At 69.6% G+C, this 26,958-nt stretch carries 29 protein-coding genes and 1 tRNA gene; 22 read left to right on the forward strand and 8 right to left on the reverse strand.

Features of this window, described 5'->3' with window-relative positions:
* Positions 1-50: 50 nt before the first annotated feature.
* The 7 genes from FNH24_RS02645 to FNH24_RS02675 all read left to right on the forward strand — a co-directional run bounded on the left by FNH24_RS02645 (position 51) and on the right by FNH24_RS02675 (position 6,508).
* Positions 51-656, forward strand: coding sequence for a TetR/AcrR family transcriptional regulator (locus FNH24_RS02645; RefSeq protein ID WP_161605956.1), 606 nt, complete (start codon positions 51-53; stop codon positions 654-656).
* Positions 653-1,243, forward strand: coding sequence for a GNAT family N-acetyltransferase (locus FNH24_RS02650; protein ID WP_152360600.1), 591 nt, complete (start codon positions 653-655; stop codon positions 1,241-1,243). The genes FNH24_RS02645 and FNH24_RS02650 overlap by 4 nt, the downstream gene beginning before the upstream one ends.
* A gap of 70 nt (positions 1,244-1,313) precedes the next feature.
* On the forward strand, positions 1,314-2,198 hold the full coding sequence (locus FNH24_RS02655) for a DoxX family protein (protein WP_152360601.1): 885 nt from the start codon (positions 1,314-1,316) through the stop codon (positions 2,196-2,198).
* 53 nt (positions 2,199-2,251) lie between these two features.
* Positions 2,252-3,589 carry a 3-phosphoshikimate 1-carboxyvinyltransferase gene (gene aroA, locus FNH24_RS02660; protein ID WP_152360757.1) on the forward strand — a complete coding sequence of 446 codons (1,338 nt, stop codon included), beginning with the start codon at positions 2,252-2,254 and terminating at the stop codon, positions 3,587-3,589.
* Positions 3,586-4,566, forward strand: coding sequence for a ribosome small subunit-dependent GTPase A (rsgA, locus tag FNH24_RS02665; protein ID WP_152360602.1), 981 nt, complete (start codon positions 3,586-3,588; stop codon positions 4,564-4,566). The genes aroA and rsgA overlap by 4 nt, the downstream gene beginning before the upstream one ends.
* 69 nt (positions 4,567-4,635) lie before the next feature.
* A complete protein-coding gene (locus FNH24_RS02670; RefSeq protein WP_152360603.1) occupies positions 4,636-5,544 on the forward strand; it encodes an inositol monophosphatase family protein in 909 nt (302 codons plus the stop codon).
* 37 nt (positions 5,545-5,581) lie between these two features.
* Positions 5,582-6,508, forward strand: a complete 927-nt coding sequence (locus tag FNH24_RS02675) for an SRPBCC family protein (protein ID WP_161605957.1) — start codon at positions 5,582-5,584, stop codon at positions 6,506-6,508.
* 29 nt (positions 6,509-6,537) lie between these two features.
* Here the strand turns inward: FNH24_RS02675 and serA are convergent, their stop codons facing one another.
* The 3 genes from serA to FNH24_RS02690 form a co-directional block, all read right to left on the reverse strand.
* Positions 6,538-7,737, reverse strand: coding sequence for a phosphoglycerate dehydrogenase (gene serA / locus FNH24_RS02680; protein ID WP_152360605.1), 1,200 nt, complete (start codon positions 7,735-7,737; stop codon positions 6,538-6,540).
* Positions 7,738-7,891: 154 nt separating this feature from the next.
* On the reverse strand, positions 7,892-8,977 hold the full coding sequence (locus FNH24_RS02685; RefSeq protein WP_246186726.1) for a Gfo/Idh/MocA family protein: 1,086 nt from the start codon (positions 8,975-8,977) through the stop codon (positions 7,892-7,894).
* The gene (locus tag FNH24_RS02690; protein ID WP_246186727.1) at positions 8,974-9,744 is read right to left on the reverse strand and encodes a ThuA domain-containing protein; all 771 of its coding nucleotides are present in this window, start codon (positions 9,742-9,744) and stop codon (positions 8,974-8,976) included. The genes FNH24_RS02685 and FNH24_RS02690 overlap by 4 nt, the downstream gene beginning before the upstream one ends.
* Before the next feature lie 111 nt (positions 9,745-9,855).
* Here FNH24_RS02690 and FNH24_RS02695 point away from each other — a divergent pair, with 111 nt between their 5' ends.
* Together FNH24_RS02695 and FNH24_RS02700 are read left to right on the forward strand one after the other, a co-directional pair.
* Entirely contained in the window at positions 9,856-11,022 is a 1,167-nt protein-coding gene (locus tag FNH24_RS02695; RefSeq protein WP_246186728.1) for an FUSC family protein, read from the forward strand.
* A 58-nt stretch (positions 11,023-11,080) separates the two neighbouring features.
* A tRNA-Met gene (locus FNH24_RS02700) sits at positions 11,081-11,157 on the forward strand.
* Between the two features lie 83 nt (positions 11,158-11,240).
* On the opposite strand, the gene FNH24_RS02705 is transcribed toward FNH24_RS02700, so the two are convergent.
* On the reverse strand, positions 11,241-12,068 hold the full coding sequence (locus FNH24_RS02705) for an SMP-30/gluconolactonase/LRE family protein (RefSeq protein ID WP_152360607.1): 828 nt from the start codon (positions 12,066-12,068) through the stop codon (positions 11,241-11,243).
* 116 nt (positions 12,069-12,184) lie between these two features.
* Between FNH24_RS02705 and FNH24_RS02710 the strand changes: the two genes are divergently transcribed.
* Positions 12,185-13,309, forward strand: a complete 1,125-nt coding sequence (locus FNH24_RS02710; RefSeq protein ID WP_152360608.1) for a hypothetical protein — start codon at positions 12,185-12,187, stop codon at positions 13,307-13,309.
* A gap of 166 nt (positions 13,310-13,475) precedes the next feature.
* Here the strand turns inward: FNH24_RS02710 and FNH24_RS02715 are convergent, their stop codons facing one another.
* Both FNH24_RS02715 and rox read right to left on the reverse strand, forming a co-directional pair.
* The gene (locus tag FNH24_RS02715) at positions 13,476-14,297 is read right to left on the reverse strand and encodes an MBL fold metallo-hydrolase (protein WP_152360609.1); all 822 of its coding nucleotides are present in this window, start codon (positions 14,295-14,297) and stop codon (positions 13,476-13,478) included.
* A gap of 82 nt (positions 14,298-14,379) precedes the next feature.
* Positions 14,380-15,804, reverse strand: a complete 1,425-nt coding sequence (gene rox, locus FNH24_RS02720) for a rifampin monooxygenase (RefSeq protein ID WP_152360610.1) — start codon at positions 15,802-15,804, stop codon at positions 14,380-14,382.
* An 89-nt stretch (positions 15,805-15,893) separates the two neighbouring features.
* Here rox and FNH24_RS02725 point away from each other — a divergent pair, with 89 nt between their 5' ends.
* The 10 genes from FNH24_RS02725 to FNH24_RS02770 all read left to right on the forward strand — a co-directional run bounded on the left by FNH24_RS02725 (position 15,894) and on the right by FNH24_RS02770 (position 23,678).
* The gene (locus FNH24_RS02725; RefSeq protein WP_152360611.1) at positions 15,894-16,178 is read left to right on the forward strand and encodes an ArsR/SmtB family transcription factor; all 285 of its coding nucleotides are present in this window, start codon (positions 15,894-15,896) and stop codon (positions 16,176-16,178) included.
* On the forward strand, positions 16,175-17,281 hold the full coding sequence (gene arsB, locus FNH24_RS02730) for an ACR3 family arsenite efflux transporter (RefSeq protein WP_152360612.1): 1,107 nt from the start codon (positions 16,175-16,177) through the stop codon (positions 17,279-17,281). The genes FNH24_RS02725 and arsB overlap by 4 nt, the downstream gene beginning before the upstream one ends.
* Entirely contained in the window at positions 17,278-17,694 is a 417-nt protein-coding gene (locus tag FNH24_RS02735) for an arsenate reductase ArsC (RefSeq protein WP_152360613.1), read from the forward strand. Before arsB ends, FNH24_RS02735 begins: the two co-directional genes overlap by 4 nt.
* Positions 17,695-17,791: 97 nt before the next feature.
* Positions 17,792-18,121: a YciI family protein gene (locus tag FNH24_RS02740; protein ID WP_152360614.1), complete on the forward strand. Its 330-nt coding sequence runs from the start codon at positions 17,792-17,794 to the stop codon at positions 18,119-18,121.
* Positions 18,122-18,123: 2 nt separating this feature from the next.
* The gene (locus FNH24_RS02745) at positions 18,124-19,368 is read left to right on the forward strand and encodes an RNA polymerase sigma factor (RefSeq protein ID WP_152360615.1); all 1,245 of its coding nucleotides are present in this window, start codon (positions 18,124-18,126) and stop codon (positions 19,366-19,368) included.
* Between the two features lie 14 nt (positions 19,369-19,382).
* On the forward strand, positions 19,383-20,213 hold the full coding sequence (locus FNH24_RS02750; protein WP_152360616.1) for a phosphotransferase enzyme family protein: 831 nt from the start codon (positions 19,383-19,385) through the stop codon (positions 20,211-20,213).
* 164 nt (positions 20,214-20,377) lie between these two features.
* Positions 20,378-21,358, forward strand: coding sequence for a TerC/Alx family metal homeostasis membrane protein (locus tag FNH24_RS02755; protein ID WP_152360617.1), 981 nt, complete (start codon positions 20,378-20,380; stop codon positions 21,356-21,358).
* 111 nt (positions 21,359-21,469) lie between these two features.
* Positions 21,470-21,811 (forward strand): YciI family protein, encoded by a 342-nt coding sequence (locus tag FNH24_RS02760; protein ID WP_152360618.1) that lies wholly within the window; start codon positions 21,470-21,472, stop codon positions 21,809-21,811.
* Entirely contained in the window at positions 21,808-23,061 is a 1,254-nt protein-coding gene (locus tag FNH24_RS02765) for an RNA polymerase sigma factor (protein ID WP_152360619.1), read from the forward strand. The genes FNH24_RS02760 and FNH24_RS02765 overlap by 4 nt, the downstream gene beginning before the upstream one ends.
* A complete protein-coding gene (locus tag FNH24_RS02770) occupies positions 23,058-23,678 on the forward strand; it encodes a maleylpyruvate isomerase family mycothiol-dependent enzyme (protein WP_152360620.1) in 621 nt (206 codons plus the stop codon). The genes FNH24_RS02765 and FNH24_RS02770 overlap by 4 nt, the downstream gene beginning before the upstream one ends.
* 138 nt (positions 23,679-23,816) lie before the next feature.
* On the opposite strand, the gene FNH24_RS02775 is transcribed toward FNH24_RS02770, so the two are convergent.
* Positions 23,817-25,076: an amidohydrolase family protein gene (locus FNH24_RS02775; RefSeq protein WP_217428015.1), complete on the reverse strand. Its 1,260-nt coding sequence runs from the start codon at positions 25,074-25,076 to the stop codon at positions 23,817-23,819.
* A 127-nt stretch (positions 25,077-25,203) separates the two neighbouring features.
* Here FNH24_RS02775 and FNH24_RS02780 point away from each other — a divergent pair, with 127 nt between their 5' ends.
* Together FNH24_RS02780 and FNH24_RS02785 are read left to right on the forward strand one after the other, a co-directional pair.
* Positions 25,204-25,890 (forward strand): hypothetical protein, encoded by a 687-nt coding sequence (locus FNH24_RS02780; protein ID WP_152360622.1) that lies wholly within the window; start codon positions 25,204-25,206, stop codon positions 25,888-25,890.
* A 196-nt stretch (positions 25,891-26,086) separates the two neighbouring features.
* Positions 26,087-26,431 (forward strand): histone-like nucleoid-structuring protein Lsr2, encoded by a 345-nt coding sequence (locus FNH24_RS02785; RefSeq protein ID WP_152360623.1) that lies wholly within the window; start codon positions 26,087-26,089, stop codon positions 26,429-26,431.
* 25 nt (positions 26,432-26,456) lie between these two features.
* On the opposite strand, the gene FNH24_RS02790 is transcribed toward FNH24_RS02785, so the two are convergent.
* The gene (locus tag FNH24_RS02790) at positions 26,457-26,822 is read right to left on the reverse strand and encodes a cupin domain-containing protein (protein WP_152360624.1); all 366 of its coding nucleotides are present in this window, start codon (positions 26,820-26,822) and stop codon (positions 26,457-26,459) included.
* Between the last annotated feature and the right edge of the window lie 136 nt (positions 26,823-26,958).

The following is a 26,958-nucleotide window of genomic DNA, read 5'->3' on the forward strand; positions in this document are numbered from 1 at the left end:
GATGAATGGAGATTCATTCATTGATTGCCGAGAAGGACGGAGCTACGGGGATGCCGCGGAGTGCGGAGCAGAACGAGGCGATCCGGGTCGCGACGCGGGACCGGATCCAGGCGGCGGCGATCACGCTGTTCACCCGCAGGGGGTTCGCCGCGACCAGCGTCCAGGACATCGCCGGCGAGGCCGGGATCAGCACCGGGCTGATGTATCGGCACTACCGGACCAAGGACGACCTCTTCGGTGCCATCGTCGACCAGGCGGCCGACGGGCTGGAGGCGGTCACCGCCCTGTTCCGCGCCGAGGCGCCGGCCCGCGAACTGCTGCTCGCCTTCGCCCGCGAATATCTGGCCGACATCGCTGCCGGCGGGACCTCGCTGGAGTTCTATCTGCTGCTCCAGCAGGCCGTGCTCAAGGGCGGCGACGACGCCCGGATCGGCCACCTGCTCGAGCGCCACGAAACCCTGTTCGCCGAGACCGTACGCCTGGTCGAACGGGGCCAGCGCGAGGGCACGTTCCGGGACGGGCCGGCGGCGACGCTGGCGGACGTCTTCTTCGCCTCGCTCGGCGGACTGGCCCTGATGAAGCTCACCCGCGGCGACCGATTCGCCGTGCCCAGCCCCGAACTGTTCACCGTGACCCTGCTCAAGGAGCACCCATGATCGACATCGTTCCGGCCCGCGAGCTCGGCCCGGACGCCCCACGGATCGTCAGCGAGATCTTCATCGACGGCTTCGGCGAGCACTTCACCGCCTTCGCCAAGGACCCGCAGCGGCTGGTCGCCGCGTTCGCGCACACCTTTGTGCTCGACCTGTTCTATGTCGCCCGGCTGGACGGTGACCCGGCCGGGATCGCCGCCTGCACGGATGGCGTACAACGCTGCGTGGAGTCCGACGCGGCGACGATGCGCAAGCACCTCGGGCTGATCCGGGGCAGCTTCGCCCATCTGGTCTTCGCCAGCCAGTTCAGCCAGTCGATCGCCGATCCCCAGCCCCGGCAGGGATCGATCGAGTTCGTCGCGACGTCGGCCCGGCACCGCGGCCAGGGGGTGGCGACCGCGCTGCTGACCTGGCTGCACGACCTGCCGCAGTACGACAGCTTCGTGCTGGCCGAGGTCGCCGACACCAACGCCGCCGCGCTCAGCGTCTACGAACGGCTGGGCTACGTCGAGTACGTACGCAAGCCGGTCCGGCACAGCCGCTTCTCTGGGATCAACGCCTACGTCTCCCTGCGCTACGCGCGCGGGTGAATCGCACACCGGGCCCGACTCTCCGACCCCGCCGCTTGGCGGTGCATCGGCCGCACGGTAGGAATGGGTCATGACATTGCTTCGCGCAGCCGCCCGCACCCTGCTCGCCTCGTACTTCGTCGTCTCCGGGGTCAAGGCCGTCAAGGATCCGGACTCGCTCGTTCCGGCCGCCCAGCCCATCGCCGACCGGGTGGTGCCGCTGGTCAAGGACTACGCGCCGGACACCGTCGCCAAGTACATCCCCGAGGACGCGGCGACCTTGATCAGGATCAACGGTGCGCTGCAGCTGGTCGGCGGGTTCGCCCTGGCGACCGGCAAGGGCCGCCGGTTCGGCGCGCTGCTGCTGGCGGCGTCGCTGGTGCCGAGCACGATCGCGAAGCATCCGTTCTGGACCCGGGAGGACCCCGAGGAAGAGGCCGTCGACAAGGCGCACTTCCTGAAGAACGCCAGCCTGCTCGGCGGCGTTCTGCTGGCCGCCGGCGACACAGAGGGCAAGCCGAGCCTGGCCTGGCGGGCCCGGCGCGGCAGCGAAGCGTTGGCACGGGACACCAAGAAGACCGGCCGGAAGGCGGTCAAGGACGGCCGCGAGCTGGCCGAGGAGGCACTGGCCGGCGGGGCCCTGCTGGCCAGCACGGTCGTCGCCGGGTCCCGGCGGAACCGGAAGCGGGCCGTGAAGGAGTTGAAGAAGGCCCAGGCCAACGCCGAGAAGCAGGCCGCCGAGGCGCGCAAGGTGGCCGAGAAGCGGGCGGTCGAGACGCAGAAGCGGGCCGAGCAGCTGGCCAAGGAGGCGAGGAAGAACCTCCGGCGGGGCGCCGACAACCTGTCCAAGGGTGCGGAGAAGGCGCGCGACGACGTGGCCAAGCAGGCCCAGCAGGTGATCAAGGACGTGAAGAAGAGCGACGTCGCCAAGAAGATCAACAAGGCGACCGAGAACATCCATCTGGGCGAGAACTGATCACCGCGGGTGGCGGGCCCGCCGGCCACACCGCGTAAGCTCGCGCCGTGACCGTGACCGCCACCACGCCCTGGCCCGCCCCGCTCGCCCCGGCCCCGATCCGGGCGACGGTTTCGGTGCCGGGCTCCAAGTCCGAGACCAACCGCGCGCTGATCCTGGCCGCCCTGGCCAGCGGCCCGTCGACGATCCGGTACGGGCTCGAAGCGCGCGACACCCGGCTGATGCGGGATGCCCTGCGCACCCTCGGGGTCAAGATCACCGAGTCCGACCACGAGTGGCTGGTCGAGCCGCCGGCCACCTTCACCGCCGGCGGCACCATCGACTGCGGCCTGGCCGGAACGGTGATGAGGTTCGTGCCGCCGGTCGCCGCGCTCGCTCCGGGCGAGGTCTCCTTCGACGCCGACGAGCAGGCCTACCGGCGGCCGATGGACGTGTTGCTGAACGCCCTCCGGGACTGCGGCGCCGGATTGCCGGCCGAGGCGACGACGCTGCCGTTCAGCCTGACCGGGCGGCCCGACCTGCCCGGCGGCGTGATCACCATCGACTCCTCCGCCTCGAGCCAGTTCGTCTCCGCGCTGCTGCTCGCCGGGGCCCGGTTCGCGCAGGGACTTGATCTTCGTCACGACGGCAAGGACGTGCCGTCACAGCCGCACATCGACATGACCGTGGCGATGCTGCGAGATCGCGGCGTCAAGATCGACGACAGCGAGCCGGCCCGCTGGGTCGTCTCCCCCGGCCCGATCGCACCGCTCGACGTCGACATCGAGCCCGACCTCTCCAACGCGGCGCCGTTCCTGGCCGCGGCGGCGATCACCGGCGGCGCCGTCACCGTGCCGAACTGGCCCGACCGGACGAATCAGCCCGGTGATCAACTTCGCGACATCCTGGCCCGGTTCGGCGCCGCGGTCGGGCTCAACGACTCCGGCCTGACCGTGATCGGCACCGACCACCTGGCCGCCGTCGATCTCGATCTGCGTGAGTGCAGCGAGCTGACCCCGGTGATCGCCGCGATCGCGGCGCTGGCCGACGGCACCAGCCACCTCCGCGGGGTGGCCCACATTCGCGGCCACGAGACCGACCGGCTGGCCGCCCTGGAATCCGAACTGAACGCCCTCGGCGCCAATGTGGACCAGACCGACGACGGGCTGAAGATCCATCCGCGGCTGCTCGGCGGCGGATTGTGGGGCTGCTACGCCGATCACCGGATGGCCCACGCCGGGGCGCTGCTCGGCCTCGTCGTCAACGACGTGCAGCTGGACGACATCGACTGCACGTCCAAGACGATGCCCGAGTTCGCGCGGCTCTGGCAGACCATGATCGACGACTCGGCCGACCAGAGCGAGGATTCCATCGAGCCTCGTCCCACGGCAGAGGGGCCGACGACCGCATGACGACCCGTGGTCTGCGTGACGATGATCATGCCGGGTTCGACCGGCCCCGTCGTCGCACCAGGCCACGGACCAAGGACCGGCCGGACTACTCCGAGGCCGAGATCGGCATGATCATCACCATCGACCGGGGCCGCTACCGGGTGCTGATCGATGATCATGAAACGACCGCGATCAAGGCCCGCCAGCTGGGCCGCAAGAGCGCGATCGTCGGCGATCGGGTCCGGGTCGTCGGTGACACCTCGGGCGACGAGGGCACCCTCGGCCGGATCGTCGAGGTGCTCGAGCGCACGACGGTGCTGCGCCGCACGGCCGACGACGACGATCCGTACGAACGGCCGATCGTCGCCAATGCCGACCAACTCGCCATCATCACCGCCCTGGCCGATCCGCCGCCGCGGACCGGGATGATCGACCGGATCATGGTCGCCGGGTTCGAGGCCGGCCTGGAGCCGCTGCTCTGCCTCACCAAGGCCGATCTCGCGTCGGCCGACGAGCTGCTCGCCGCGTACGAACCGCTGGGGGTCCGGAGCATCGCCCTCGGCCCGGACAGCGACCTGGAGCCGCTGCGGGCGGCGCTGACCGACCGGGTGAGCGTCTTCGTCGGCCACTCCGGCGTCGGCAAGTCGACCCTGGTCAACCGGCTGATCCCCGGCACCGACCGGGCGATCGGCCAGGTCAACGAGGTCACCGGCCGGGGCCGGCACACCTCGACCTCGGCCATCGCGCTGCAACTGCCGGAGTCGGCCGGCTGGGTGATCGACACACCCGGCGTCCGCTCGTTCGGGCTCAGCCACGTCACCCCCGACCGCATCATCGCCGCCTTCGGCGATCTGGCCGAGCTGGCCCGGGACTGCCCCCGCGGCTGCCGGCACACCGCGGCCGACCCGGAATGCGCCCTGGACGAGGCCGTCGCCGAGGACCGGCTGTCGGCCCGGCGGCTCGAGTCGTTCCGCCGGATGATCACCATCGAAGGGTGATCGAAGCCGCATCAGCGCGCCGTCGTGGCTTGACCGGCTCCACGGGACGTCACTAGTACGGTATGCCTCATGGCGGCGAGCATCCCCACCCAGCAGAGTCTGACCGACGATCTGCGGTTGGCACACCTGCTGGCCGACGACGCCGATTCGATCACCATGAACCGGTTCAAGGCGCTCGACCTGCACGTGATGACCAAGCCGGATCTGACCCCGGTGACCGACGCCGACACCGAGGTGGAAGAGGTCATCCGGCGGACCCTGTCCCGGGCCCGGCCGCGGGACGCCGTGCACGGCGAGGAGCTGGACGACACCGGCTGGGGGCCGCGGCGCTGGGTGATCGACCCGATCGACGGGACCAAGAACTTCGTCCGCGGCGTGCCGGTCTGGGGCAGCCTGATCTCCCTGATGATCGAGGGCGAGGTGATGGTCGGCGTGGTCAGCGCCCCCTCCCTCGCCCGCCGCTGGTGGGCCTCCCTCGGCTCCGGTGCCTACACCGGGCGGTCGCTGATGTCGGCCAGCCCGTGTCACGTCTCCGATGTGGCCCGGATCGAGGACGCCTCGCTCAGCTACTCCTCGATCGGCGGCTGGGTCGAGCAGGGCCAGGGTCAGGAGTTCGTCGATCTGCTCCGGAGCTGCTGGCGGACCCGCGCGTACGGTGACTTCTGGTCCTACATGCTGCTGGCCGAGGGCGCGGTCGACATCGCCTGCGAGCCGGAGCTGGCGCTGCACGACATGGCCGCCTGCTCGATCGTGGTCACCGAGGCGGGCGGAAAGTTCACCGACCTGGACGGTCGGCCCGGGCCGAACGGTGCGGGGGCGTATGCGACCAACGGCCGGCTGCATGACGCGGTCCTGGCGCAGCTTCGGCCGGACGACGCCGACCAGGACGACCCGGATCCGGCGGATGCGGATCCACAGAAAAGGCGGTCTGACGAGGGCGGTCACCACGACCTCGACGGACCGGTCCGCGCACCGTAAAGGTGCGAGCCGAAGCTACCCAGGAGACAATGTCGGGATGCAGCTCAGCCACCGATTCACCGTCCCAGCTCGGGTCGAGGACGTGTGGGCGGCATTCAACCAGCTCAAGCGGGTCGCGCCGCACTTCCCCGGCGCGACGCTGGACAGCGTCCGCGGCGACGATTTCACCGGCTCGATCAAGATCAAGTTCGGGCCGAGTCTGCTGCTCTACAACGGCTCCGGCCGGGTGGTCGAGCGTAACCAGCCCGACCGGCAACTGATCATCGAGGCCCGGGGCCGGGATCGCCGCGGCCAGGGCAGTGCCACCGCGGTGTTGACCGGGCGGTTCACCGGGCTGGACGGCGGCGGCACCGAGATCCTGACCGAGACCGACCTGACCCTGACCGGCCGGCCCGCCCAGTTCGGACAGGCGCTGATCTCCGAGGCGGTCGACCGGATCCTGGACCGGTTCGTGCACGGCGTGGCCGACCAGCTCAACGCCCGCGGGCCGGTGTCGGCGACCACGGAGACCGGTCCCGACCTGTCCGGCGCGCCGGAGTCACCGTCTGAGGCGGTCCCGCCGGAGGTGGCGGAGCCGGTCGAGGACGACGAACCGGCGGCCGATAGCGCCGAGCCCGAAGAGCAGGAGGAGGGGCCGGCGGTCGATCCGCGCGGTGACGACGCCGACTTCGCGACCGTGCCGCTGACGCCGGCGGCCGCGACCGGCGCCGGACCGGACGAGGCGGTCGTACCGGAGCCGGCAGCGGACCCCGAGGACGACGCGACGGAAGAGCCCGCGACCGACCTCCCGATCCCGACGACGCCGCCCGAGCCCGCACCGGAGCCGAGACCCGGTCCACGGCCGGGAGTTGTCGAGCCCATCCGGGAACCGTCGGGGCTGCGGCGCTACGCCCCGGCCGCCGCTGCGGCCGTGGCCGGGGTAACCGCGGTCGTCGTCTGGGCGATCGGGCGCCGTCGGCGCTGAGCTCGGAGCCCCAGCGCCGGCGCCGATGATCAGTCGGTGATCCGCAGCCGAATGGTCTCGGGCAGGCCGCGGAGCTTGTCCAGCAGCTCGGCGGGCACTCCCCCGGCGACGTCGGTGATCACGTAGCCGAGGTCGCCGCGGGTGGACAGCGACTGGCTGTCGATGTTGACCCCGAAGTCGGCCAGCACGCCGTTGGCCGTGGCGAGCACGCCGGGCACGTTGCGGTGGATGTGCAGGATCCGGGTCCGGCCGCTGGCCGTGCCGTCCAGCTGGACCGTGGGCAGGTTGACCGACATCGTGGTCACGCCGCCGCCCAGATAGTCGCGCAGCTTGCCGGCGACGAAGCGCCCGATGTCTTCCTGCGCCTCCTCGGTCGAGCCGCCGACGTGCGGCGTCAAGATCACGTTCGGAATCCCTTGCAGGGAAGAGGTGAACGGGTCCCCGGCCTTCTTCGGCTCGGACGGGAAGACGTCCACCGCCGCGCCGGCGATGTGGCCGGAGAGCAGGTGATCACGCAGCGCGTCATGATCAACGACGATGCCTCGGCACAGATTGAGGAACAGGCTCCGTGGCTGCATCTTGGCGAACTGCTCGGCCCCGAACAGGCCGGCGTTGCCGGGTCGCCCGTCGACGTGCAGCGACACCGTCTCGGCGACCTCAAGCAGCTCGTCCAACGTCTCGCAACGGCGCGCGTTACCCAGCGCCAGCTTGTCCGCGACGTCGTAGAAATAGACCTGCATGCCGAGCGACTCGGCGATCACCGACAGCTGACTGCCGATGTTGCCGTAGCCGACGATGCCGAGCCGGCGGCCGCGGACCTCGTGTGCGCCGGCGGCCGACTTGTCCCAGACCCCGGCGTGCATCTTGGCGTTCTTGTCGGTCAGGTGCCGGGCCATCGAGATGATCTCCGCGATCACCAGCTCGACGACGCTGCGGGTGTTGGAGAACGGGGCGTTGAACACCGCCACACCCGCACTCGTCGCGGCCGGCAGGTCGATCTGGTTGACCCCGATGCAGAAGGCGCCGATGCCGACCAGGTCCGGCGCGGCGGACAGCACCCGCTCGGTGACCGTGGTCTTGGACCGGATCCCGAGCAGCTGCGCGCCCTGGACGGCTTCGATCAACTCGTCCTCGTCCAGTGCCCCCCTCGCGGTCTCGAGCTCGATCCCGCGCTCGGTCAACAGCCGCTCGGCCTCGGGATGGATGTTCTCCAGCAGAAGTGCCTTCATCGCTCCTCATCAGCTCGCGTACGCCCGGCTCATTCTAGAAGCCGGCCGCGCCCCCGCTCACTCCATCTCACCGCACCGCAGCAGCGACAACGGGGAACATCCCACCGGTCAGACCCGGCCGGATGTTCCCCGCTGTCGGCTGTTCAGCGCCGGATCAGAGGGTGACCTCGGACCCCTTCGCGGCCGAGGCGTAGATCGCGTCCAGCACCTGCGCCCGGATCAGCGCCTCTTCGCCCCGGTGGGCGGCGAAATCACCGGACTGCACCTTCGCGATGAACTGCAGCACGCTGGCCTCGTGATGGCCGTGCTCCGGCACGATCGGCTGCAGCTCGGCCGGGATCCCGTTGACCTCGGTCCACACGTTCAGCCGCTGGTACGGCTCGACGCCCCAACCGCCCCACTCGATGCTGGCGCCGCCCTCGGACCCGTACAGCGTCACGTAGCACTGGTCGTACGGGATCCACTGGGCCCAGCTGGATTCCAGCAGCAGCGTGCCGCCCCCGTCCAGCCGGAGGAAGGCGGTGGACAGGTCCTCCACCTCGAACTCGACCTCGGTGTCGACGTTGGCCCGCGGGCCGTACGCCGAACCGCCGCGGCCGCGCGGCCCGAACTCCGCGTAGGTGGCGGCCGTGGCCGAGGTCACCTGCGGGTTGTCGAGCAGGTGCAGCGCCATGTCCAGCATGTGCACGCCGATGTCCATCATCGCGCCGCCGCCGGCGAGCGAGGCCCGGGTGAACCAGGTGCCGAGGCCGGGGATGCCCTGCCGCCGCAGCCAGCCGGCCTTGGCGTAGTAGATCTGGCCGAGCAGGCCGGTGTCGATGATCTCCTTCAGCGCGGTGACCTGACCGCGCTGCCGGTGGTTGAACGAGACGTCCAGCACCCGGTCGTTGGCCTTGGCCGCCGCGACCATGCTCTCGGCCGCCGCGCCGCTCTCGGCCATCGGCTTCTCCGACAGCACGTGGATGCCGGCGTTCAGCGCGCCCACCGTGATCGGGGCATGCAGGGCGGTCGGGGTCGCGATGCTGACCACGTCCACTTCGCCGTCCTTGACCAGGGACTCCCAGTCGGCGTACTGCCGCTGGACGCCGTACTTCTCCGAGAGTTCGGCCAGCTTCTCGGCCTCCATCCCGGCCAGGGCGACCAGCTCGACGTCGGGGGCGTCGAAGTAGGCCTGCATGTGCTGCTGACCGGCCCAACCGAGGCCGATCACGCCGGCCCGCAGCTTCTTCTGGTCGGTCACGGGTTCTCCTTCAGGGTGCGGTCGGTGAAGACGGGCGGCGGCTGGCTGACCACGGCCGGGGTGACGATCTCGGCCCGGTCCGGAGCGGCCCACTTCACGCCGTTGGCCAGCACCCGCTTGATGTCCGGGTGGTGGTAGACCGGGTACTCCTGGTCACCGGGCGAGAAGTAGAACACCTTGCCCTTGCCGCGGCGCCAGGTGCAGCCGGAGCGGAACACCTCGCCGCCGGTGAAGGTGGAGATGAAGATCAACTCGTCCGGGTGCGGGATGTCGAAGTACTCGCCGTACATCTCCTGCTCGTCGATCACGATCGGGTGCGGTACGCCCTCGGTGATCGGGTGGCCCGGATTGGTCGTCCAGACCAACTCGGTGTCCTGGGAGTTGCGCCAGGTCAGCGAGCAGCTGGTCCCCATCAGCTTGATGAAGATCTTGGAGAAGTGCGCCGAGTGCAGCGCCAGCAGGCCCATGCCGCCCAGCACCCGCTGATAGACCTTGTCGACGACCTTGTCGTCGACCTGGCCGTGGGTGGCGTGGCCCCACCAGGTGAGGACGTCGGTGTTGTCCAGCACCTCGTCGGTCAACCCGTGCTCGGGCTGATCCTGGGTCGCGGTGCGGACCTGGATCTGGTCGCCGAGCAGCTCGGTCAGGCCGGCTGCGATGGCGCCGTGCATGCCATCGGGATAGCGCTCCGCCATCCCTGCCCGGTCGCGGTCGCTGTTCTCGTGATGATTTTCGCCCCATACGGTGACGCGGATCGGTGAAGTCACGAGGCACAAGTCTGCCTCTACCGCCTCGACCTGCAAAGCCCCCTCCCCCCTTTCCGGCCTGTGGACGCGTCGCCGGCCGTCGATCCGGGCGGCTGAGGCCATGATGGGTCGATGGAGCACCGCCGCCCCGGCGACGCCGACGGAAGCCCGGCCATGCCGCTGATCCGCCAGCTGAGTCTGCACGCGTTCGACGTCTCGGAACGGACCCTGCGCCGCGGCCGGGAGTCGGCCGAACGACGGCTCGATCGCTGGCGCGGCCGGATCTTCATGATCATCCAATGTGCGGTGACGGCGGGGCTGGCCTGGCTGCTGGCCCAGGCCGTGCTGCAGCACCCGATGCCGTTCTTCGCGCCGGTGGCTGCGATCATCACCCTCGGCTTCACTTTCGGGCAACGGATGCGGCGCGGCATCGAGGTGGCCATCGGCGTCGCCGTCGGCGTCCTGGTCGGCGATCTGCTGGTGATCATCTTCGGCACCGGCCCGATCCAGATCATGCTGGTCTGCGCGATCGCGATGTCACTCGCCACCCTGCTCGGCGCCGGTCAGTTGATGATCATCCAGGCCGGCGTGCAGGCGATCATCGTGATCACCCTGACTCCGATGCCCGGCCAGGGCGTGAACCGCTGGCTGGACGCGGTGACCGGCTGCGCCATCGCCCTGCTGGTCGCCACCATCGCCCCGAGCGCGCCGCTGCGGAAACCGCGGCTGGTCGCGGCCGCGATCCTGCAGGAGCTGGCGGCGACGCTCGACGCCGCCGGTCAGGCCCTGCGGACCGGGGACGCCGACGCCGGCGACGAGGTGCTCGCCCGGGCCCGGGCTGGCGAGGCGGCCCTGGAGGAGCTGAGCGAGGCGAGCAAGGAAGGCCTCGGCGTCGTCCGCCACTCCCCCTTCCGCCGCCGCAACCTGCCCGCCGTCCAGGCCTACGCCGACCTGCAACTCCCCCTCGACCACGCCAGTCGGAACCTCCGCGTGCTGGCCCGGCGCTGCACCATCGCGCTGTGGCGGGAGGAGACCGTGCCGCTGGCGTACCTGAGCCTGATGGACGAGCTGGCCGACACCGTCCGCTTCATGGCCGGCGAGCTCTACAACCGGAAACTGCCCGTTGCGGCCCAGGCCCGGCTGATCGAGCTGGGCCGAGCCAGCTCCCGGCTGCGGCTGGCCGACACCATGTCCGCCGTCGTGATCTTGGCCCAGCTCCGCTCGATCATCACCGACCTGCTGGAGCTGACCGGCCTCGACTACCCCGAGGCGAGGAGCCGGGTCCCGGACATGGACTGAGGGTGTCCGGGGCCCGATTTGTGCTCGGCCGACGCGTGAACTAGAGTTCATCAGGCGACGCGGGGTGGAGCAGCTCGGTAGCTCGCTGGGCTCATAACCCAGAGGCCGCAGGTTCAAATCCTGCCCCCGCTACCAAAGGAAAGGCCCTTCAGGTGATCACCTGAAGGGCCTTTCTGTTTGTCCGATGGAGGTTCCTTGATCAGGTTCGGCTGCCGGCGTCAGGGGTGGCCGGCGCCGTGGGCCGGGGCCGGGAAGGCGGCGGCGATGCCGCTGGGTTCGGCGGCGGGGTCGCCGGTGAAGTTCTGGCCGACGATGTACAGGGTGGGATCGCCGGTGCGGCTGAGGGTGCAGGCGAAGGCGCCGCGGTCGAAGGCGATGGTGTCGAGGATCTCGCCGCCCTCGGCGACTCGGCGGCAGTGGTTGTTGCCGACGTCGGCGAACCAGACGGCGCCGGTGGCGTCGAGGCAGATGCCGTCGGGATGATCATCCGGGGTCGCGGCCCAGAGGCGCCGGCCGGACAGGGTGCCGTCGGCGGCGATGTCGAAGGCGGTCAGGCGCTCGGCGTGGGATTCGGCGACGATCAGGGTGCTGCCGTCGGGAGTGATCGCCATCCCGTTGGGGAAGTGCAGCTCGTCGGCGACCTGGCTGACGGTGCCGTCCGGGGTGACGAGCACGAGGATGCCCGGGCGGGGCTCCCCCATCGGGAAGTCGAAGCCGATGTTGTTGACGTAGGCGTTGCCTCGGCCGTCGACGACGATGTCGTTCCACGGAGTGGTGAGATCGCCCAGGTTGGCGTACGGACTCAGGGAGCCGTCCGGCTCGCGCCGCAGCATCGCGCGGTCGGCCGAGGAAACGAGGAGCAGTCGTCCGTCCGGGGTGAAGTCGATGCACAGCGGGAAGGAGGCGACCTGGGCCTCGGTCGCCTCCTGTCCGTCCGGGCCTACGGACAGCACCAGGCCGCGGCCCCAGTCCGAGATCCAGAGGCGCCCGTCCCGCCAGCGCGGGGACTCGGCGAAGCTCAGTCCGGTCAGCAACGGTTCGGTCATGATCACTCCTTGGTTCGAGGTCGTCTCCCACCATGAACGATTCAAGGCTCCACCGATCGACAGGCGCGCAGAAAAATCTTGAGCCTTCGGTGCGGCAGCGACAGTAGGCTGCCGCCATGGCGGAGGAGATCGACGCCGCGGCGACGGCGCTGCGGGCACGGTGGGGTGCGGAGATCGCGATCTCCCAGGTCGACGAGCTCGGCGGCAGTGGCCGGTCGGCCGTCTACCGGGCCACGTTGACCGGCGGCGATGCCCCGGCACCGACCGTCGTGATCAAGACCTATCCCGAGGGCTCGTCGACCTGGCCGGACGAAGCGGCGGCGGCCGCCTATCTCGGCCCCGCCGGCGGCGGTCTGGCACCCGATCTGTTGGCCCTCGATCCGGATCGTCGGATCCTGGTGATCACCGATCTCGGTGATCATCCGCAGCTGGCGGATGCGTTGCTGGCCGGCGATCCCGAGTTGGCCGAGCGGGCGCTGCTCGACTGGGCCGACGGCCTGGGCACCCTGCTCGCCCGCACGTTCGGCGGCCGGCGCGACTATCTGCGGCGCCGAACTGATCTTGGTCTGCCGCCGTCGGCGTTCGATCCGCGCACGATGCTGAGCGAGGCCTGGGCCGGCCTGGACGAGGTCGTACGAGCTCGGCTCGGACTCGCCGCTCCGGCCGGCTTCGCCGCCGAACTGGACGACGCGCTCGAGCTGTTCGACGACCCGGAGCACGAGGTGGTCGGCCCGTCCGACCTGTGCCCGGACAACAACCTGATCACCGCCGACGGGGTGCGGTTCATCGACCTGGAGTTCGCGGGCTGCTCCCCCGTGTTCCTCGAGGTGGGCTACGTCCGGGTCCCGTTCCCGACCTGCTGGTGCTTCTTCGAGCCACCGAGCGAACTGCTGACCCGGGCCGAGGACGTGATCCGGCAACGACTGATCACGGCCCGGCCCGGATTGGCCGACGACGCTGTGTGGCGGCGCGGCATGGCGCGGGCCACCGCGCTGTGGACGGTGAATCGCGCGCACGGGCTGGTCAGCCGGCTGCCGGAGCTGCAACTCCAGGCCTGGCAGCACCGCGGCGCCCAGCTGCCGGCCCGGGACGCCGTCGCGATCCGGCTGCTGGCCCGGGCCACCACCACGATCGGCGACGAACTGCCGAGCTGCACCGAGTTCCTGACCGCCATCCACCGACGGATCGTCGCGGACTTCCCGGTCCCCGACCTGCTCCCGTACCCGGCCTTCCGGACCTAGTAGCCGCCGTCGAGGAGTCGGAACTCGACACAGGTAGAGAAATTCACCCACATCGCAGTCGGCGACGCGAAGAAGTCGACACAGGTAGAGAAACGCACCCAGGACCGCGACCGTTGCCCGGCTTTGCTGACCGCCCGGGATCGGTCATGATCATGAACGATCGGGACTAGGACCTCTCGCCGCGCTTTGTTCGCTCGATCTGGCCTTGGAGTTGCCCGGCGTGGATGTCGCTCACCCATTCCCAGCCGGGCTGGGGCGAGTCGAGGCGCGGGTCTGCGGGGGTCCGGCCGTCACGCAGGGCGAGCAGGTAGGCCCGGTCCTGGTCGATCCGGGTGCGCACCTGATCCGCACCGCAGACCGACCCGTGACCGGGGATGAGCACCTTGACCTCATCCGCCACCTCCTCGAGCACTCCCAGCCCGACCAGGTATTCCTCGATCGGATCGGCTGAGTTGTCGAGCATCGGAACGAAGACGTCGGAGAGCATGTCGCCGGCGATGAGGACCCCGCTCTCCTCGACCAGCAACGCCGCATGGCCGGGAGAGTGGGCCGGATGCTCGATCACCCGGACCGACGGACCGTCCCACGGCAGCCGGGAGCTTCCGGCCGGCAGCGCGGTGAGCAGGCCGAACAGGTCCAACGGGGTGTCCTCGGCGATCTCCGACGGCAGCCCCTCGGCGAAGCGGGCCTGCCAGTCCGCGCCCGACCGCAGCTCCTGCAGCTGGGCCGCGGCGCGGGCCGTACCGTAGCGAGGCGCATCGCCGAGGGCCGGGTGCCAGAGCGCGTGATCCCAATCGGGATGCGTCGAGAAGCCGGCCACCACGGGCTGGCCCAACTCGCGAAGATCGTTGGCCAGGGTGGTCATCTCGGTGCCGGTCAGGCCGGGGTCGACGAGCAACACCCCGGCCCGGCCCTGCACGGCGATGGAGTTGTTCGCGAGCAATTCACTCTGTTGGACCAGCACACCGTCCGCTACCTGCTTCAGCATGGGGCCTCCCTCTGCTTGTCATTTGCAATCGCTTAGCGAGACCGTACTACCCGGCGCCGGTTTCTGCGGTTCCTCCGGCGAATCAGTCGGCGGGCGGGCCGAACCAACGGGCCAGCTGGACGTCGAGGTCCGGTTGATCGTCTCCGATCCAGGCGACGTGGCCGTCCGGTCGGAGCAGGGCGGCGGGCCCGTCGAGTTCGACCGTCGGGTCGGCCAGCTGGTCGACCCGGTCCGACCAGCCGCCGACGGTCAGGCGTTCGGTGCGGTCAAGCAGCAGGCCGCGGCCACCCCGCAGCCGGTCGAAGAGGCGTCCCTCCTTCAGCGCGAGGTCGGGCAGCCGGCGGCCGAGCAGGTCCGGGCCGTCGCCGAGGTCATAGCGGAGGCTGGTGGCGGTGATCTTCTCGATCAGGTAGCGGTTCACCTCGTCGAAATCCATCAGCTCGGTCAGCAGCCGGCGTACGGCCTGCGGGCCCGGCTCCGGGGACAGCAGCTCCAACTGGGCCCGGGTGTTGTCGAGCACCGCCGCGGCCACCGGTTGGCGTTCGGCCTGGTAGCTGTCGAGCAGCGGACCCGGGGCCCAGCCGCGGACCTGGGCGGCCAGCTTCCAGCCGAGGTTGAACGCGTCCTGGAGGCCGAGGTTGAGGCCCTGGCCACCGATCGGCGGATGGATGTGGGCCGCGTCGCCGGCCAGCAACACCCGGCCGACCCGATAGCGCTCGGCCAGCCGGGTGGCGTCACCGAAGCGGGACAGCCAGCGCGGCGAGTGGACGCCGAAATCGGTCCCGGCGATGGCGCGCAGTTGTTGCCGGAAATCCTCCAGGGTGGGTGGTTCCGCCCGCTGACCGACGCCCGCGGCGGGGACGACCACGCGGTAGACGCCGTCACCGAACGGCCCGAGGCTGAACCGCTTGTCGGTCCGGTGGATTTCCCGCACGGTGGCGGCGATCTGCTCCGCCGGCGCCCCTACTTCCAGTTCGCCCATCAGCGTCTCGTTCCGCGTGGGCTCGCCGGGGAAGCCGACGCCGAGCTGTTTGCGAACCGTGCTGCGCGCGCCGTCGCAGCCGACGAGAAAGCGCGTCCGCAGCCGTTCACCGCCGGCCAGCTCGACGGTGACGCCCTCGTCGTCCTGCTCGAAGCCGGTCACCGCGGCACCGCGCCGGACCTCCGCCCCCAGCCGGGTCGCCTGCTCCCCGAGCACGCGTTCGACCGTCGGCTGCGGAATGCCCAACAGATAGGCCTGCGCGGAATCCAGGCCAGGGGGTACGGGCTTGGGGATGGCGGCGAAGAAGCCGGCCGCCGACCGCTGTCGTCCCTGGTCGAGCAGCCGGTCCAGTAGTCCACGCATGGCCATCAGCTCGAGACTGCGGATGTGCAGGCCGACGATCCGGACGAACGACTTGGGCTCGGTTTCCCGCTCCAGAACGAGGACTCGCACCTCGTGCAGCCGCAGCTCGGCGGCCAGCATCGCGCCGGTCGGCCCGCCGCCGGCGATGATCACATCAAACATGGGTGTTGCCTTTCGGGAGTGCCTGTGGCTTGACAACGGACACCGCGGCATCGTTTCATCAAGCTGTGTTGATATCAGATCAGGTTGATGTGATCAGGTTGCTGGCCGATCCGCTACGCCAGCAACTGGTCGAACTGCTCGCGGCCGGTCCGGCCTGCACCTGCCACCTGGTCGATGACACCGGCGCCAAGCAACCGACGATCTCCCATCACCTGAAGGTGTTGCGCGAGGCCGGCCTGGTCGAGTCCGAACCGTACGGCCGCTACACCTACTACCGGCTGAACCCGGAACTGCTGGAAACCGCCGCCGACCAGTTGTCCGAGCTCGCGGCCCGGGCCCGGAGCAGCGCCGCTCAGCGGCGGGCCTGCGAGTGAGCGCACCGCCCGACACCGCGCCGCCACGGGTGCTGCGCGGCCTCTCCACCCTGGACCGCTGGCTGCCGGTCTGGATCATCGCCGCGATGATCATCGGGCTGGTCGCCGGGCGGCTCGTGCCCGGCCTCGGTGGCTGGCTGAGCGCGGTCGAGATCGACGGGGTCTCGCTGCCGATCGCGATCGGCTTGTTGATCATGATGTACCCGGTGCTGGCCAAGGTCCGCTACGACCGGATCGGCACCGTCACCGGCGACCGAAGACTGCTCGGGTCCTCGCTCGTGCTGAACTGGCTGGTCGGGCCGGCGCTGATGTTTGCCCTGGCCTGGATCTTCCTGCCCGATCTGCCCGACTACCGGACCGGGCTGATCATCGTCGGCCTGGCCCGCTGCATCGCGATGGTGATCATCTGGAACGACCTCGCCGGCGGTGATCGCGAGGCCGCCGCGGTGTTGGTCGCGATCAACTCGGTGTTCCAGGTGATCGCATTCGCCGGGCTGGGCTGGTTCTACCTCAGCGTGCTGCCCGGCTGGCTCGGTCTGCAGCAGGCAGCGCTCGAGGTCAGCCCGTGGCAGATCGCCCAATCGGTGCTGATCTTCCTCGGCATCCCGCTCGTCGCCGGCCTTCTCAGCCGCGTGCTCGGCGAACGCAGCCAGGGACGCGACTGGTACGAGCAGCGCTTCCTGCCCCGGATCGGTCCCTTCGCCCTGTACGGGCTGCTGTTCACGATCATCATCCTGTTCGCCCTGCAGGGTGATCAGATCGTCGGCCGACCGCTGGACGTGGTCCGGATCGCCCTCCCGCTGCTGGTCTACTTCGCGCTGATGTGGGGCGGCGGCTACCTCGTCGGCCGGCTCTCCGGGATGACGTACGAACGCACCACCACGCTCGCGTTCACCGCCGCCGGCAACAACTTCGAGCTCGCCATCGCCGTCGCGATCGCGACCTTCGGCGCCACCTCCGGCCAAGCCCTGGCCGGGGTCGTCGGACCCCTGATCGAGGTCCCGGTCCTGGTCGGCCTGGTCTACGTCAGCCTCGCCCTCAGCCGGCGGTTCCGGCACTCCCCCAGGTCCACGAATCCCACGTCCGACAAGGAATCCCGATGATCACCAGCAAACCGTCCGTGCTGTTCGTCTGTGTCCACAACGCCGGCCGATCGCAGATGGCGGCCGGCTATCTCGCCCACTTCGCCGGGGACGCGGTCGAGGTCCGCTCGGCCGGCTCGGAACCGGCCGAGCTGGTCAACCCGGCCGCCATCCAGGCGATGGCCGAGGAGGGCATCGACCTCACCGACCAGCGCCCGAAGATCCTCACCGACGAGGCCGTCCAGCTCTCCGATGTGGTGATCACCATGGGCTGCGGCGACAGCTGCCCCTTCTACCCCGGCAAGCGCTACGAGGAATGGGTCCTGGACGATCCCGCCGGCCGGCAGCTCCCGGCCGTCCGCGCGATCCGCGACACGATCAAACTGCGGGTCCTGACCTTGCTCGACGAGCTCGGTCTGACTGCGAGACTTTGAAAGAATTCTCGAGCCGGGTTCCGATCGGGGCGCAGGCGTTGGTAGCAGAGGTGCGCAGCCGCTCGCGAGGCGGCCGAACAACAGGAGTTGAAGCGACATGCAGTACCTGGTTTCCGTGATCGACGACCGGACCGGCTCCGCCACCCCGGAGGAGATGGCGGCCATCGACGCGTTCAACGACCGGGTCGAAGCGGACGGCCACTGGGTCTTCGCCGGCGGACTGGCCGCGCCCAGCACGTCCACCGTGATCGACCACCGCGGATCGGAGGCGGTGTTCACCGACGGACCGTTCCTGGAGACGAAGGAACACATCGCGGGGCTCTGGATCTTCGAGGCGCCCGACCTCGACGCCGCGCTCAAGATCGCCAGCGACGGCTCGAAGGCCTGCAACAGGAGGGTCGAGGTCCGGCCGTTCCTGAGCGAGTGAGAGTGATCGACGTCGAGCAGGCGATCACCGAGGTCCACCACGAGGAGTGGTCCCGGATCGTCGCCTCCCTGACCCGGCGGTTCGGCGACCTCGACATCGCCGAGGAAGCGGCCGCCGAGGCGTTCGCGACCGCCGTCGAGCGCTGGCCGTCCGACGGCGTCCCGCCCAACCCCGGCGCCTGGCTGACCACCACCGCCAACCGCAAGGCGATCGACCGGATCCGCCGCGAGAGCAAGCGCGACGACAAGCAGCAGGAGGCTCAGCTGACGTACGACGACGAACCAGCCGAGCCGCTCGGCGCGATCGACGACGACCGGCTCCGGTTGATCTTCACCTGCTGCCACCCGGCCCTCGCCCCGGAGACCCGGGTCGCGCTCACCCTGCGGCTGGTCGGCGGCCTGACCGTGCCCCAGATCGCCCGCGCCTACCTGGCCCAGGAAGCGGCAATGGGCAAGCGGATCACCCGGGCCAAGGCCAAGATCAAAGCAGCCCGGATCCCCTACCGGGTGCCCTCCGGCGAGGATCTCCCGGTCCGCGTCGCCGGCGTCCTCACCGTCCTCTTCCTGATCTTCAACGAGGGCTACCTGGCGACCGGCGAGGACACCGATCCGGTCCGGCCCGACCTGACCGCCGAGGTGATCCGGCTCACCCGGCTGATCCGCGGCCTGCTGCCGGAGGACGGTGAGGTGGTCGGGTTGCTGGCCCTGATGCTGCTCACCGAGGCCCGCCGTCCGGCCCGCGTCTCGGCCGGCGGTGAACTGGTCGCCCTGGAGGACCAGGACCGCGGATCCTGGGATCAGACCATGATCACGGAAGGTCATCGACTGGTCCGCGCGCGACTGGCCGCCGGGGTGGCTCCGGGCCGCTACCAGCTTCTCGCGGCGATCAACGCCGTGCACACCGACGCGCGGGACTTCCGCGACACCGACTGGTCGCAGGTCGTCGCCCTCTACGACCAGCTCTTCCGGCTGGACCCGACGCCGATCATCGCCCTCAATCGGGCCGTCGCGGTCGCCGAACTCGACGGCGCTGAGGTGGCCCTGGTCGCCGTCGACCGGCTGCGGGACAGCCTGGCCGGCTACCACGCCTTCCACGCGACCCGGGCCGACCTGTTGCGCCGGATCGGCCGGAGTCAGGAGGCGCGCTCGGCGTACGACCTCGCCATCGAGCTGGCCGGCAACACGGCCGAGACCGCCTACCTGAGCCGGCGCCGCGACCAACTGGGCCGGCGCTCGCCCGCGAATTGATCAAGAGGAGACAGATGGAAGCGGCAGAGGTCTCGCGGGCGATGGCCGCGGCCCGGTCGACCGCCACGGCCCTCGGGCTGACGGTCGACGACGTGATCTTGCTGCAGAACTCCAACCGGGTCGCGCTGCGGCTGTTGCCCGGTGACGTGCTGGCCCGGGTGGCGCCGACGGACCGGCAGGTCGCGCAGTTCGAGATCGACCTCGCCCGGCGGCTCGTCGCCGCCGGCTGTCCGGTGGCGGCGCTGGAGCCCCGGGTGCAGCCTCGGCTCCACCGCCGGGACGGCTTCGTGATCACGCTGTGGACCTACTACCCGCCGGCAACCACGCGGGAGCTGACGTCGGCCGACTACGCGGCTGCGCTGGAGCGGCTGCATGCCGCCATGCGTACGGTCGACGTCTCGACACCGCGGTTCACCGACCGCGTGGAGTCGGCCCAGCAACTGATCGCGAGCCGGGACCGCACCCCCGAGCTCGGCCCGGCGGACCGGGAACTGCTCGGCGAAACCTTGGGTGAGCTGAAAGCCCGGATCGGCAACAGTGGCGGTGATCAGCTGCTGCACGGTGAGCCGCACCCCGGCAACCTGCTCAGCACCACGGACGGACCACTGTTCATCGACCTGGAGACCTGTTGCCGCGGACCGGTCGAGTTCGACCTCGCCCACGCGCCCGAAGAGGTCGCCGATCACTACCCGGGCGTTGATCACGACCTGCTGCGGGACTGCCGGATCCTGGTGCTGGCGATGATCACCACTTGGCGCTGGGACCGCGGCGACCAGCTCCCCGACGGACGGCGGCTCGGCCGGGAATGGCTCGCCCAGATCAGGGCCGCCCGCGAGTCCGGTTAAGATAGCCACGCTATGGAGGGGAGTATTCCCTAAAGCAGCAGCGTCGTCATCACGGAAGACCCAGTGGTCGACCCGGTGCTGCAGGTCCGGCCAGGCCGGACGGAAGAGACCTCCGGACCGCTAGTGGTGTGTTGCCACTACTTCTGACGTCCGGAGGTTGTCCCATGATCTCGGCTGTCTCGCCGCAGGTGTGGATCGTCACCGCCCTGGTGCTGCTCGGCATCATCGCCCTCGACCTGATCGTGATCGCCCGGCGGCAGCGCACCGTCACGATCAAGGACGCCACCCTCTGGGTGATCGGCTACGTCACCCTGGCGGCCGTGTTCGCGGTCGGACTGTATGTGTTCAATCCCGGCCCGGCCGGCTCGGAGTTCGTCGCCGGTTACGTCACCGAATACAGCCTGAGCATCGACAACCTGTTCGTCTTCGTGATCATCATGGCCCGGTTCGCGGTGCCGCCGTTGGCCCAGGACAAGGTCCTCTACATCGGGATCGTCGTCTCGCTGATCCTGCGCGCCGTCTTCATCGCGGCCGGCGCGGCGGCCATTGCGGCGGCCAGCTGGGTGTTCTACATCCTCGGTGCGTTCCTGATCTACACCGCCATCCGGTTGGCCATCGAGGGCGAGAACGACGAGTCGGACTTCAAGGAGAACGCGGTCCTGCGCTTCCTCCGGCGGGTGCTGCCGTTCAGCTCCGAGTACGACGGCGGCCGGCTGGTGACGACGGTCCGCGGTCGGCGGCTGCTCACTCCGATGGTGATCGTGATCGCCGCCATCGGCATGGCCAACGTGATCTTCGCCCTCGACTCCATCCCGGCCATCTTCGGCCTGACCCAGGACGCGTACATCATCTTCACCGCCAACGCGCTCGCCCTGATGGGCCTGCGACAGCTGTACTTCCTGATCGGGGGGCTGCTGGAACGGATCGTCTACCTCAACGTCGGCCTGTCGGTGATCCTCGGCTTCATCGGTCTCAAGTTGATCATCGAGGCCCTGCACGGCTCGCACATCGACGACATCGGCTTCGTCCACCTGCCGCACATCGGCATCGCGGTCTCCCTCGGCTTCATCCTGGCCACGTTGCTGGTGACCACGATCGTCAGCCTGCTCAAGACCGGCTACGACCGGCGTCGGCAGGAGACCTGACGACAGATTTCCCGAGGTTTCTCGGCCGCCTTGTCGGATCCCGGCCGTCGCCGATCGTCTGGGGGGTGAAGACTGAAATCCGTCCGGGCAGTCGGCGGGAAGGATGATCGGGTGAAGTACGTGTTGATGTTCGTCGAGACCGAGCAGTTCGCGAAGGACTTCGCCGCGCTCGGGCCCCAGGACCGGGAGCGGGAGCTGCAGCGGGTGCACCAGTGGTTCGCCGACCATGCGGACAAGATCCGCGGCGGAGCCAAGTTGCAGCATCCCGAGACCGCGACCACGGTGCGGCTGGACGGCCCCGAGCCGGTCACGACGGACGGGCCGTACATGGAGGGCAAGGAGATCATCTCCGGCTTCACGATGATCGAGGTAGCCGATCTCGACGAGGCACTGCGGATGGTCCGGGACTGGCCGGCCTGCCCGGTCGTCGAGATCCGTCCGCTGGAGTCATGACCGACGATCCGGCCGCGGCCGAGCTGGCCCGGGTGGTCCGTGATCATGCGAGCCGGCTGGCCGGCGCCCTGGTCTCCCTGCTGGGCGACTTCTCGGCCGCCGAGGATCTGGTCCAGGATGCCGTCGAGACCGCCCTGCGGCGCTGGCCGGTCGAGGGGATCCCGGCCCGGCCCGACGCCTGGCTGTTCACCGTGGCCCGCAACCGCGGCCTGGACGTGCTGCGCCGGCAGGAGAACTACCGGACCAAGCTGGCCCAGCTGCAGTGGCCGGTGCGACCCGAACCCGACGACCGGCTCAGATTGATCTTCACCTGCTGTCATCCCGCACTGGCCCACGAGGCACAGATCGCGCTGACCCTGCGGGTGGTCTGCGGGCTCACCACGGCCCAGATCGCCGCCGCGTTCCTGATCCCGGAAACCACGCTGGCGCAGCGGATCACCCGGGCCAAGCGCAAGATCAGCGCCGCCGGCATCCCGTACCGGATCCCGCGTGACGACGAGCTCGCGCCGCGGCTGGCCGAGGTGCTGAGCGTGATCTATCTGCTGTTCAACGAGGGCTACCTGTCGCACACGGCCGACCGCAGCCACTCCCGCGATCTGGTCGACGACGCCGAATGGCTGGCCACCGGGCTGGCCGGGGATCTCCCGAACGAGCCGGAGGTCGCCGGGCTGCTGGCCCTGATCCGGCTGCACCGCGCCCGGACCGACGCCCGCTTCGACCGGACCGGCCAGATCATCGCCCTGCAAGATCAAGATCGTGGCCGTTGGGACTCAGCGGCGATCGAGCGGGCGACCGCACTGCTGACCCGGACCGCGCGGCGGCACCGGACGCCGGGACCGTACCAACTGCAGGCCGCGATCGCCGCCTGTCACAGCGAAGCACCGACCTGGGCCGACACGGACTGGGATCAGATCCTGGTGCTCTACGACCTGCTGATCCGACTCCAGCCGAGCGCGATCACCCGGCTGCACCGGGCGATCGCCGTCCGCTACGTCCATGGGCCGGCCACCGCGCTGGCCGAGCTCGAACGGCTCGAACCGCAACTGCGCGACCACGCCCTGTTCCACGCCACCCGGGCCGAACTGCTCCGTGCCGCCGGGCGGCCGGCGGAGGCCCCGGAAGCCGATCGCCGAGCCAGCGCGCTGACCCGCAATCCGGCCCAGCTCGCCCTGCTCCACGATCGACTGACCGATGGCGCCCATGATCATCAAACCGCCGAAACCGAACCGAACGAAGGGAGCCCCGGGTGAGCGTCCTGCCCCTGGCCCGCGACGAGCGAGCCGATCTTGCCGCCCTGCTGGAGACGCTCACCCCCGACCAGTGGAACGCGGCCAGCCTGTGCCGTGGCTGGAGCGTTCGCGATGTCGTCACGCACGTGATCAGCTACGAGGAACATGATCAACGCGACTTCCTGCGCCGGTTGCGGCAGGCCGGGTTCCGGTTCGGCCGGCTCAACGAAGTGTCACTCGCCGAATATCAGCACCTGTCCCCCGCGGAACTGATCGACTTCCTCCGCCGGCATCTCGAACCGCAGGGTGCGACCGCCCGGTTCGGCTGCGGGGTCGGCCTGGTCGACGCCATGATCCATCACCAGGACATCCGCCGGCCGCTCGGACTCCCCCGCCGGATCCCGGTCGAACGACTCCGCTACGCGCTGCCGTTCGCCGTCACCGCCCCGCCGCTGCGCGGGTTCTGGCACGCCCGCGGCGTCCGGCTGATCGCCACCGATCTGGACTGGAGTCACGGCCGCGGCCCCGAGGCCCGTGGCGACGGCGAATCCGTGCTGATGACGCTCGCCGGGCGGGCCACCGTGGCCCAGGACCTCAGCGGACCGGGCAGCGAGATCCTGCGGCGGCGGCTCGGCTGATGGCGTGGGTGGTCAGTGACACAAATCGGGGGCGCAACGCGCGGAAACGGCGGGTTCGGGGCGCGGGTCGGCGTTGCGCCCCCGATTTGTGACGGTGCAGCCGCGCCAGCCCGTCGCGCGGTCGGCGGAACCCGGGGCTCAGACGTTGAACGCCTTCCGATGCGCCTCACGGTCGAACCGCACGCCTTGGCGCCAGATCTCGCGGATCTCCCGGGTCGCCGTGATGTCGGCGGTGGGGTCGCCGTCGACCAGCAGCAGGTCGGCGCTCCGGCCGGCCTCGATCCGGCCTCGGTCGGCCAGCCCGAACGCCTCGGCCGGCGCGGCGGTGGCCGCCCGCAGGGCCTCGGCCGGGGACAGCCCGGCATCGACCAGCGCCGCCAACTCCGCGTGCAGGCAGAACCCGTGCGCCGACCGGCCGGTCGCGGCGTCCGTGCCAGCCAGGATCGGCACCCCGGCCTGCCGCAGCGCGGCCGTGCCGGCGAACGCGTGCTCGTGACTCACCCCGGCCGGCGGCGTCATCTGGAAGCTCTGATCCGGGTCGGGGATCACCGACGCCCGGCTGCGCGGGTCGAGATAGGGCCCGAGTCGCGGATGATCAACGAACGCGGCCTCACGCCGGGCCCCGCCGGTGAACGCCTCGAACACGGTCAGGGTCGGGGTGACGAAGATCCCGGCGTCGGCGGCACGGCGCGCGAAATCGGCGTCCGGCGGCCGGTCGATGAACAGATGCGCCAGCCCGTCGACACCGGCGTCGATCGCCAGGTCGGCATCGGCGTGGGTCGAGACGTGGGAGATCGTCAGCAGGCCCGCGGCCCGGCCGGCCACCACCAGGGCCCGTACGACCTCGGGCTCCAGCGCCGGGGTCTCGATCCCGAAGGTCTGCCCATCCTCCAACAGAATCTTCAGATAGTCGGCGCCCTCCGCGACCCGATCCGCGACGAACGCGTCGACCTGATCGATCGAAGCCACCGTCGGGAACGCGGGATAGATGCCCCACTGGACCAGCTGGCTCGGATGCCCGCCCGGAGCCGCCGCCCCGACACCCGCCGACCGCAGATCGGCATGATCAGTACGCCCCCGTGTGCTCGTCCGGACCTCGGCGAGCAGCTCCGTCGTGCAGAACATGTCCAGCTCGGTGGTCACGCCGAACGCCAGCGCGATCGCCAGATCCGAAGCGGCCGTGACATGGGTGTGCGCGTCGATCAGTCCGGGCAGTAACGTGCCGCCGCCGCCGTCGACGGTGATCAGATCCGGTGTCGCCGTGATCCCGATCCCGACCTGTTCGATCACCCCGTCGCGGACCAGCACCGAGTCGTCCTCGGTGATCTCGACCCCGTCGAACACCCGCACATTGGTGATCAACAGGGACCCGGCCCGCAAGCTGTCATCACTATCCACACCCGTCATCGTCCCATGCCGGCCAGAGTCCAGACCGAGCAATCGCCCCACCACCGCGCGGTCCCGACCCACATCACGTAACTCTGGCCCCAGGTTTTTCACGCTAACGGGTCGCTTACCATGATCCATGCAGATTCCCGCCTATTGGTTGCCGCGGCCCGAGTCCCCGCTCGATCGCGAGACGACAACGGCGTTCGACCGACTCCTGGAAGAAAGCCTCGAACGCGGGACGGGCGACTTCATCGACTATCGGATCGACGCACCGAAATGGCAGTTCCTGTGCCATGTCGCCGATCGTTCCGACGTGGTGTTGCACGGCTCCGGCGACGCACGGATCGAACGATTCGAACCCCGTCAACCCGACGATCCGCTGGAGTTCAGCAACCGCTTCGCCGTGTTCGCGGCGACCGACGGAATCTGGCCGATCTTTTACGCGATCCTCGACCGAGTGGCACAACCGGCGACACAAATGGTGAATTCCACCGTCCGGGTCGGCACCAGCGATCAACTGGGCGAACCGCACTACTTCTTCTCGATCAGCGAATCCGCGCTCCGAGAACGGCCCTGGCGTTCCGGCACGGTCTATCTGCTGCCCGCCGACAGCTTCGAGCGACAACCACCGATTCCGATCGGCGACGCCTGGATCCAGGTCGCCCAGGCGGCGAGCCCGGTGTCGATGAAGCCGGTGGCCAAGATCGCGGTTTCGCCCGAGGACTTTCCGTTCCTTGATCAGATCCGTGGCCACGACGACAAGATCCTGGCCGCTCGGATGGCCGCCGACCCGGGCGGATTCCCCTGGCTGGAAGCGATCTGACGACGGCGGACACCGCGACCGCAATACAGAATTGCCAGCGCCGGACAGATTGCATGTCGAGTCAGCCCTGGATAGCCGAGCATACGCCCAACGGCCGGAATCCGACGACTCGGCACATTCGACGGCCGGATATGCAGATCGCCGTGAATTCCGAGTACCCTCGAAGAACTCAGCCGGTCGAGAGAAAGGCACGCCGATGGCACAGAAAGTCATCACCATGTTCGAGGACGACCTCGACGGTAAGGCCATCAAGTCGGGTCAAGGTGGCACGGTCACTTTCTCTCTGGACGGCGTCGAATACGAGATCGACCTGTCCAACAAGAACAAAGAGGCCCTCGACAAAGCGCTGTCGCCGTACCTGAAAGTCGCCCGCCGGGTGGGCGGTCGTCGCCGTCGCGGTTCACGCAACCCGGCCCCGGCTCGGGTCGATCCGAGCCAATCCCGGGCCATCCGCGAGTGGGCCGCCGACAACGGCTATCAGGTGTCGTCCCGCGGTCGGATCCCGGCCGAGGTCACCGAGGCGTACAACGCGTCGGCCTGACCTCGACCCGGGCCAGTCGGAATGATCACTCCCCCACGGTCTGCCGATCCGCGTTGGAGAACGAGATCACGAAGATCGCTTCCTCGGTGCCGATGTTGCGCGCATTGTGCAGCCGACCGGAGGGAATGCTGACCGTGTCACCGGGGCCCATTTCGAAGGTCGCGTCGTCGACGCTGTGCAGGATCCGGCCCTGCAGCACGTGCAGCACCTCGTCGCAGTTCGGGTGATAGTGCCGCGGATTCTCCTGCCCCGGGGCGATGTAGCACCGGCCGACCGTCAGCTCGGTCGAGTTCCCTTGCCGGCCGGACACCATCCAGACCAGCCGACCCCATTCCTGTTCCTCGGTCACGGCGCGGTCGGCGGTCATCAGATGCGGATCGTGGGTCTGCATGTCCATTGTCCCTTTCGTCGTGCCCGCGAGCTGGTCGAGACGCGGCTGGGTCCATCCTTGATCGTGGCCCCGGCCGACTCCATAGCCACCTGGCGGACATTGGCCCTCACGGGCCGGAGCCCGACGAGAAGACTAA

This window comes from Microlunatus speluncae (assembly GCF_009299835.1).
GTDB classification, from domain to species: Bacteria; Actinomycetota; Actinomycetes; order Propionibacteriales; family Propionibacteriaceae; genus Microlunatus; species Microlunatus speluncae.

Coding starts and splice junctions, on each gene's coding strand:
- FNH24_RS02765 (WP_152360619.1), top strand. CDS start 21,808: ATGACCGACGATCCGGCCGCGGCCGAGCTGGCCCGGGTGGTCCGTGAT.
- FNH24_RS02675 (WP_161605957.1), top strand. CDS start 5,582: ATGCAGCTCAGCCACCGATTCACCGTCCCAGCTCGGGTCGAGGACGTG.
- FNH24_RS02785 (WP_152360623.1), top strand. CDS start 26,087: ATGGCACAGAAAGTCATCACCATGTTCGAGGACGACCTCGACGGTAAG.
- FNH24_RS02695 (WP_246186728.1), top strand. CDS start 9,856: ATGGAGCACCGCCGCCCCGGCGACGCCGACGGAAGCCCGGCCATGCCG.
- FNH24_RS02710 (WP_152360608.1), top strand. CDS start 12,185: ATGGCGGAGGAGATCGACGCCGCGGCGACGGCGCTGCGGGCACGGTGG.
- FNH24_RS02650 (WP_152360600.1), top strand. CDS start 653: ATGATCGACATCGTTCCGGCCCGCGAGCTCGGCCCGGACGCCCCACGG.
- FNH24_RS02715 (WP_152360609.1), bottom strand. CDS start 14,297: ATGCTGAAGCAGGTAGCGGACGGTGTGCTGGTCCAACAGAGTGAATTG.
- FNH24_RS02655 (WP_152360601.1), top strand. CDS start 1,314: ATGACATTGCTTCGCGCAGCCGCCCGCACCCTGCTCGCCTCGTACTTC.
- rsgA (WP_152360602.1), top strand. CDS start 3,586: ATGACGACCCGTGGTCTGCGTGACGATGATCATGCCGGGTTCGACCGG.
- serA (WP_152360605.1), bottom strand. CDS start 7,737: ATGAAGGCACTTCTGCTGGAGAACATCCATCCCGAGGCCGAGCGGCTG.
- rox (WP_152360610.1), bottom strand. CDS start 15,804: ATGTTTGATGTGATCATCGCCGGCGGCGGGCCGACCGGCGCGATGCTG.
- FNH24_RS02780 (WP_152360622.1), top strand. CDS start 25,204: ATGCAGATTCCCGCCTATTGGTTGCCGCGGCCCGAGTCCCCGCTCGAT.
- FNH24_RS02755 (WP_152360617.1), top strand. CDS start 20,378: ATGATCTCGGCTGTCTCGCCGCAGGTGTGGATCGTCACCGCCCTGGTG.
- FNH24_RS02645 (WP_161605956.1), top strand. CDS start 51: ATGCCGCGGAGTGCGGAGCAGAACGAGGCGATCCGGGTCGCGACGCGG.
- FNH24_RS02735 (WP_152360613.1), top strand. CDS start 17,278: ATGATCACCAGCAAACCGTCCGTGCTGTTCGTCTGTGTCCACAACGCC.
- FNH24_RS02705 (WP_152360607.1), bottom strand. CDS start 12,068: ATGACCGAACCGTTGCTGACCGGACTGAGCTTCGCCGAGTCCCCGCGC.
- FNH24_RS02750 (WP_152360616.1), top strand. CDS start 19,383: ATGGAAGCGGCAGAGGTCTCGCGGGCGATGGCCGCGGCCCGGTCGACC.
- FNH24_RS02740 (WP_152360614.1), top strand. CDS start 17,792: ATGCAGTACCTGGTTTCCGTGATCGACGACCGGACCGGCTCCGCCACC.
- FNH24_RS02790 (WP_152360624.1), bottom strand. CDS start 26,822: ATGCAGACCCACGATCCGCATCTGATGACCGCCGACCGCGCCGTGACC.
- FNH24_RS02670 (WP_152360603.1), top strand. CDS start 4,636: ATGGCGGCGAGCATCCCCACCCAGCAGAGTCTGACCGACGATCTGCGG.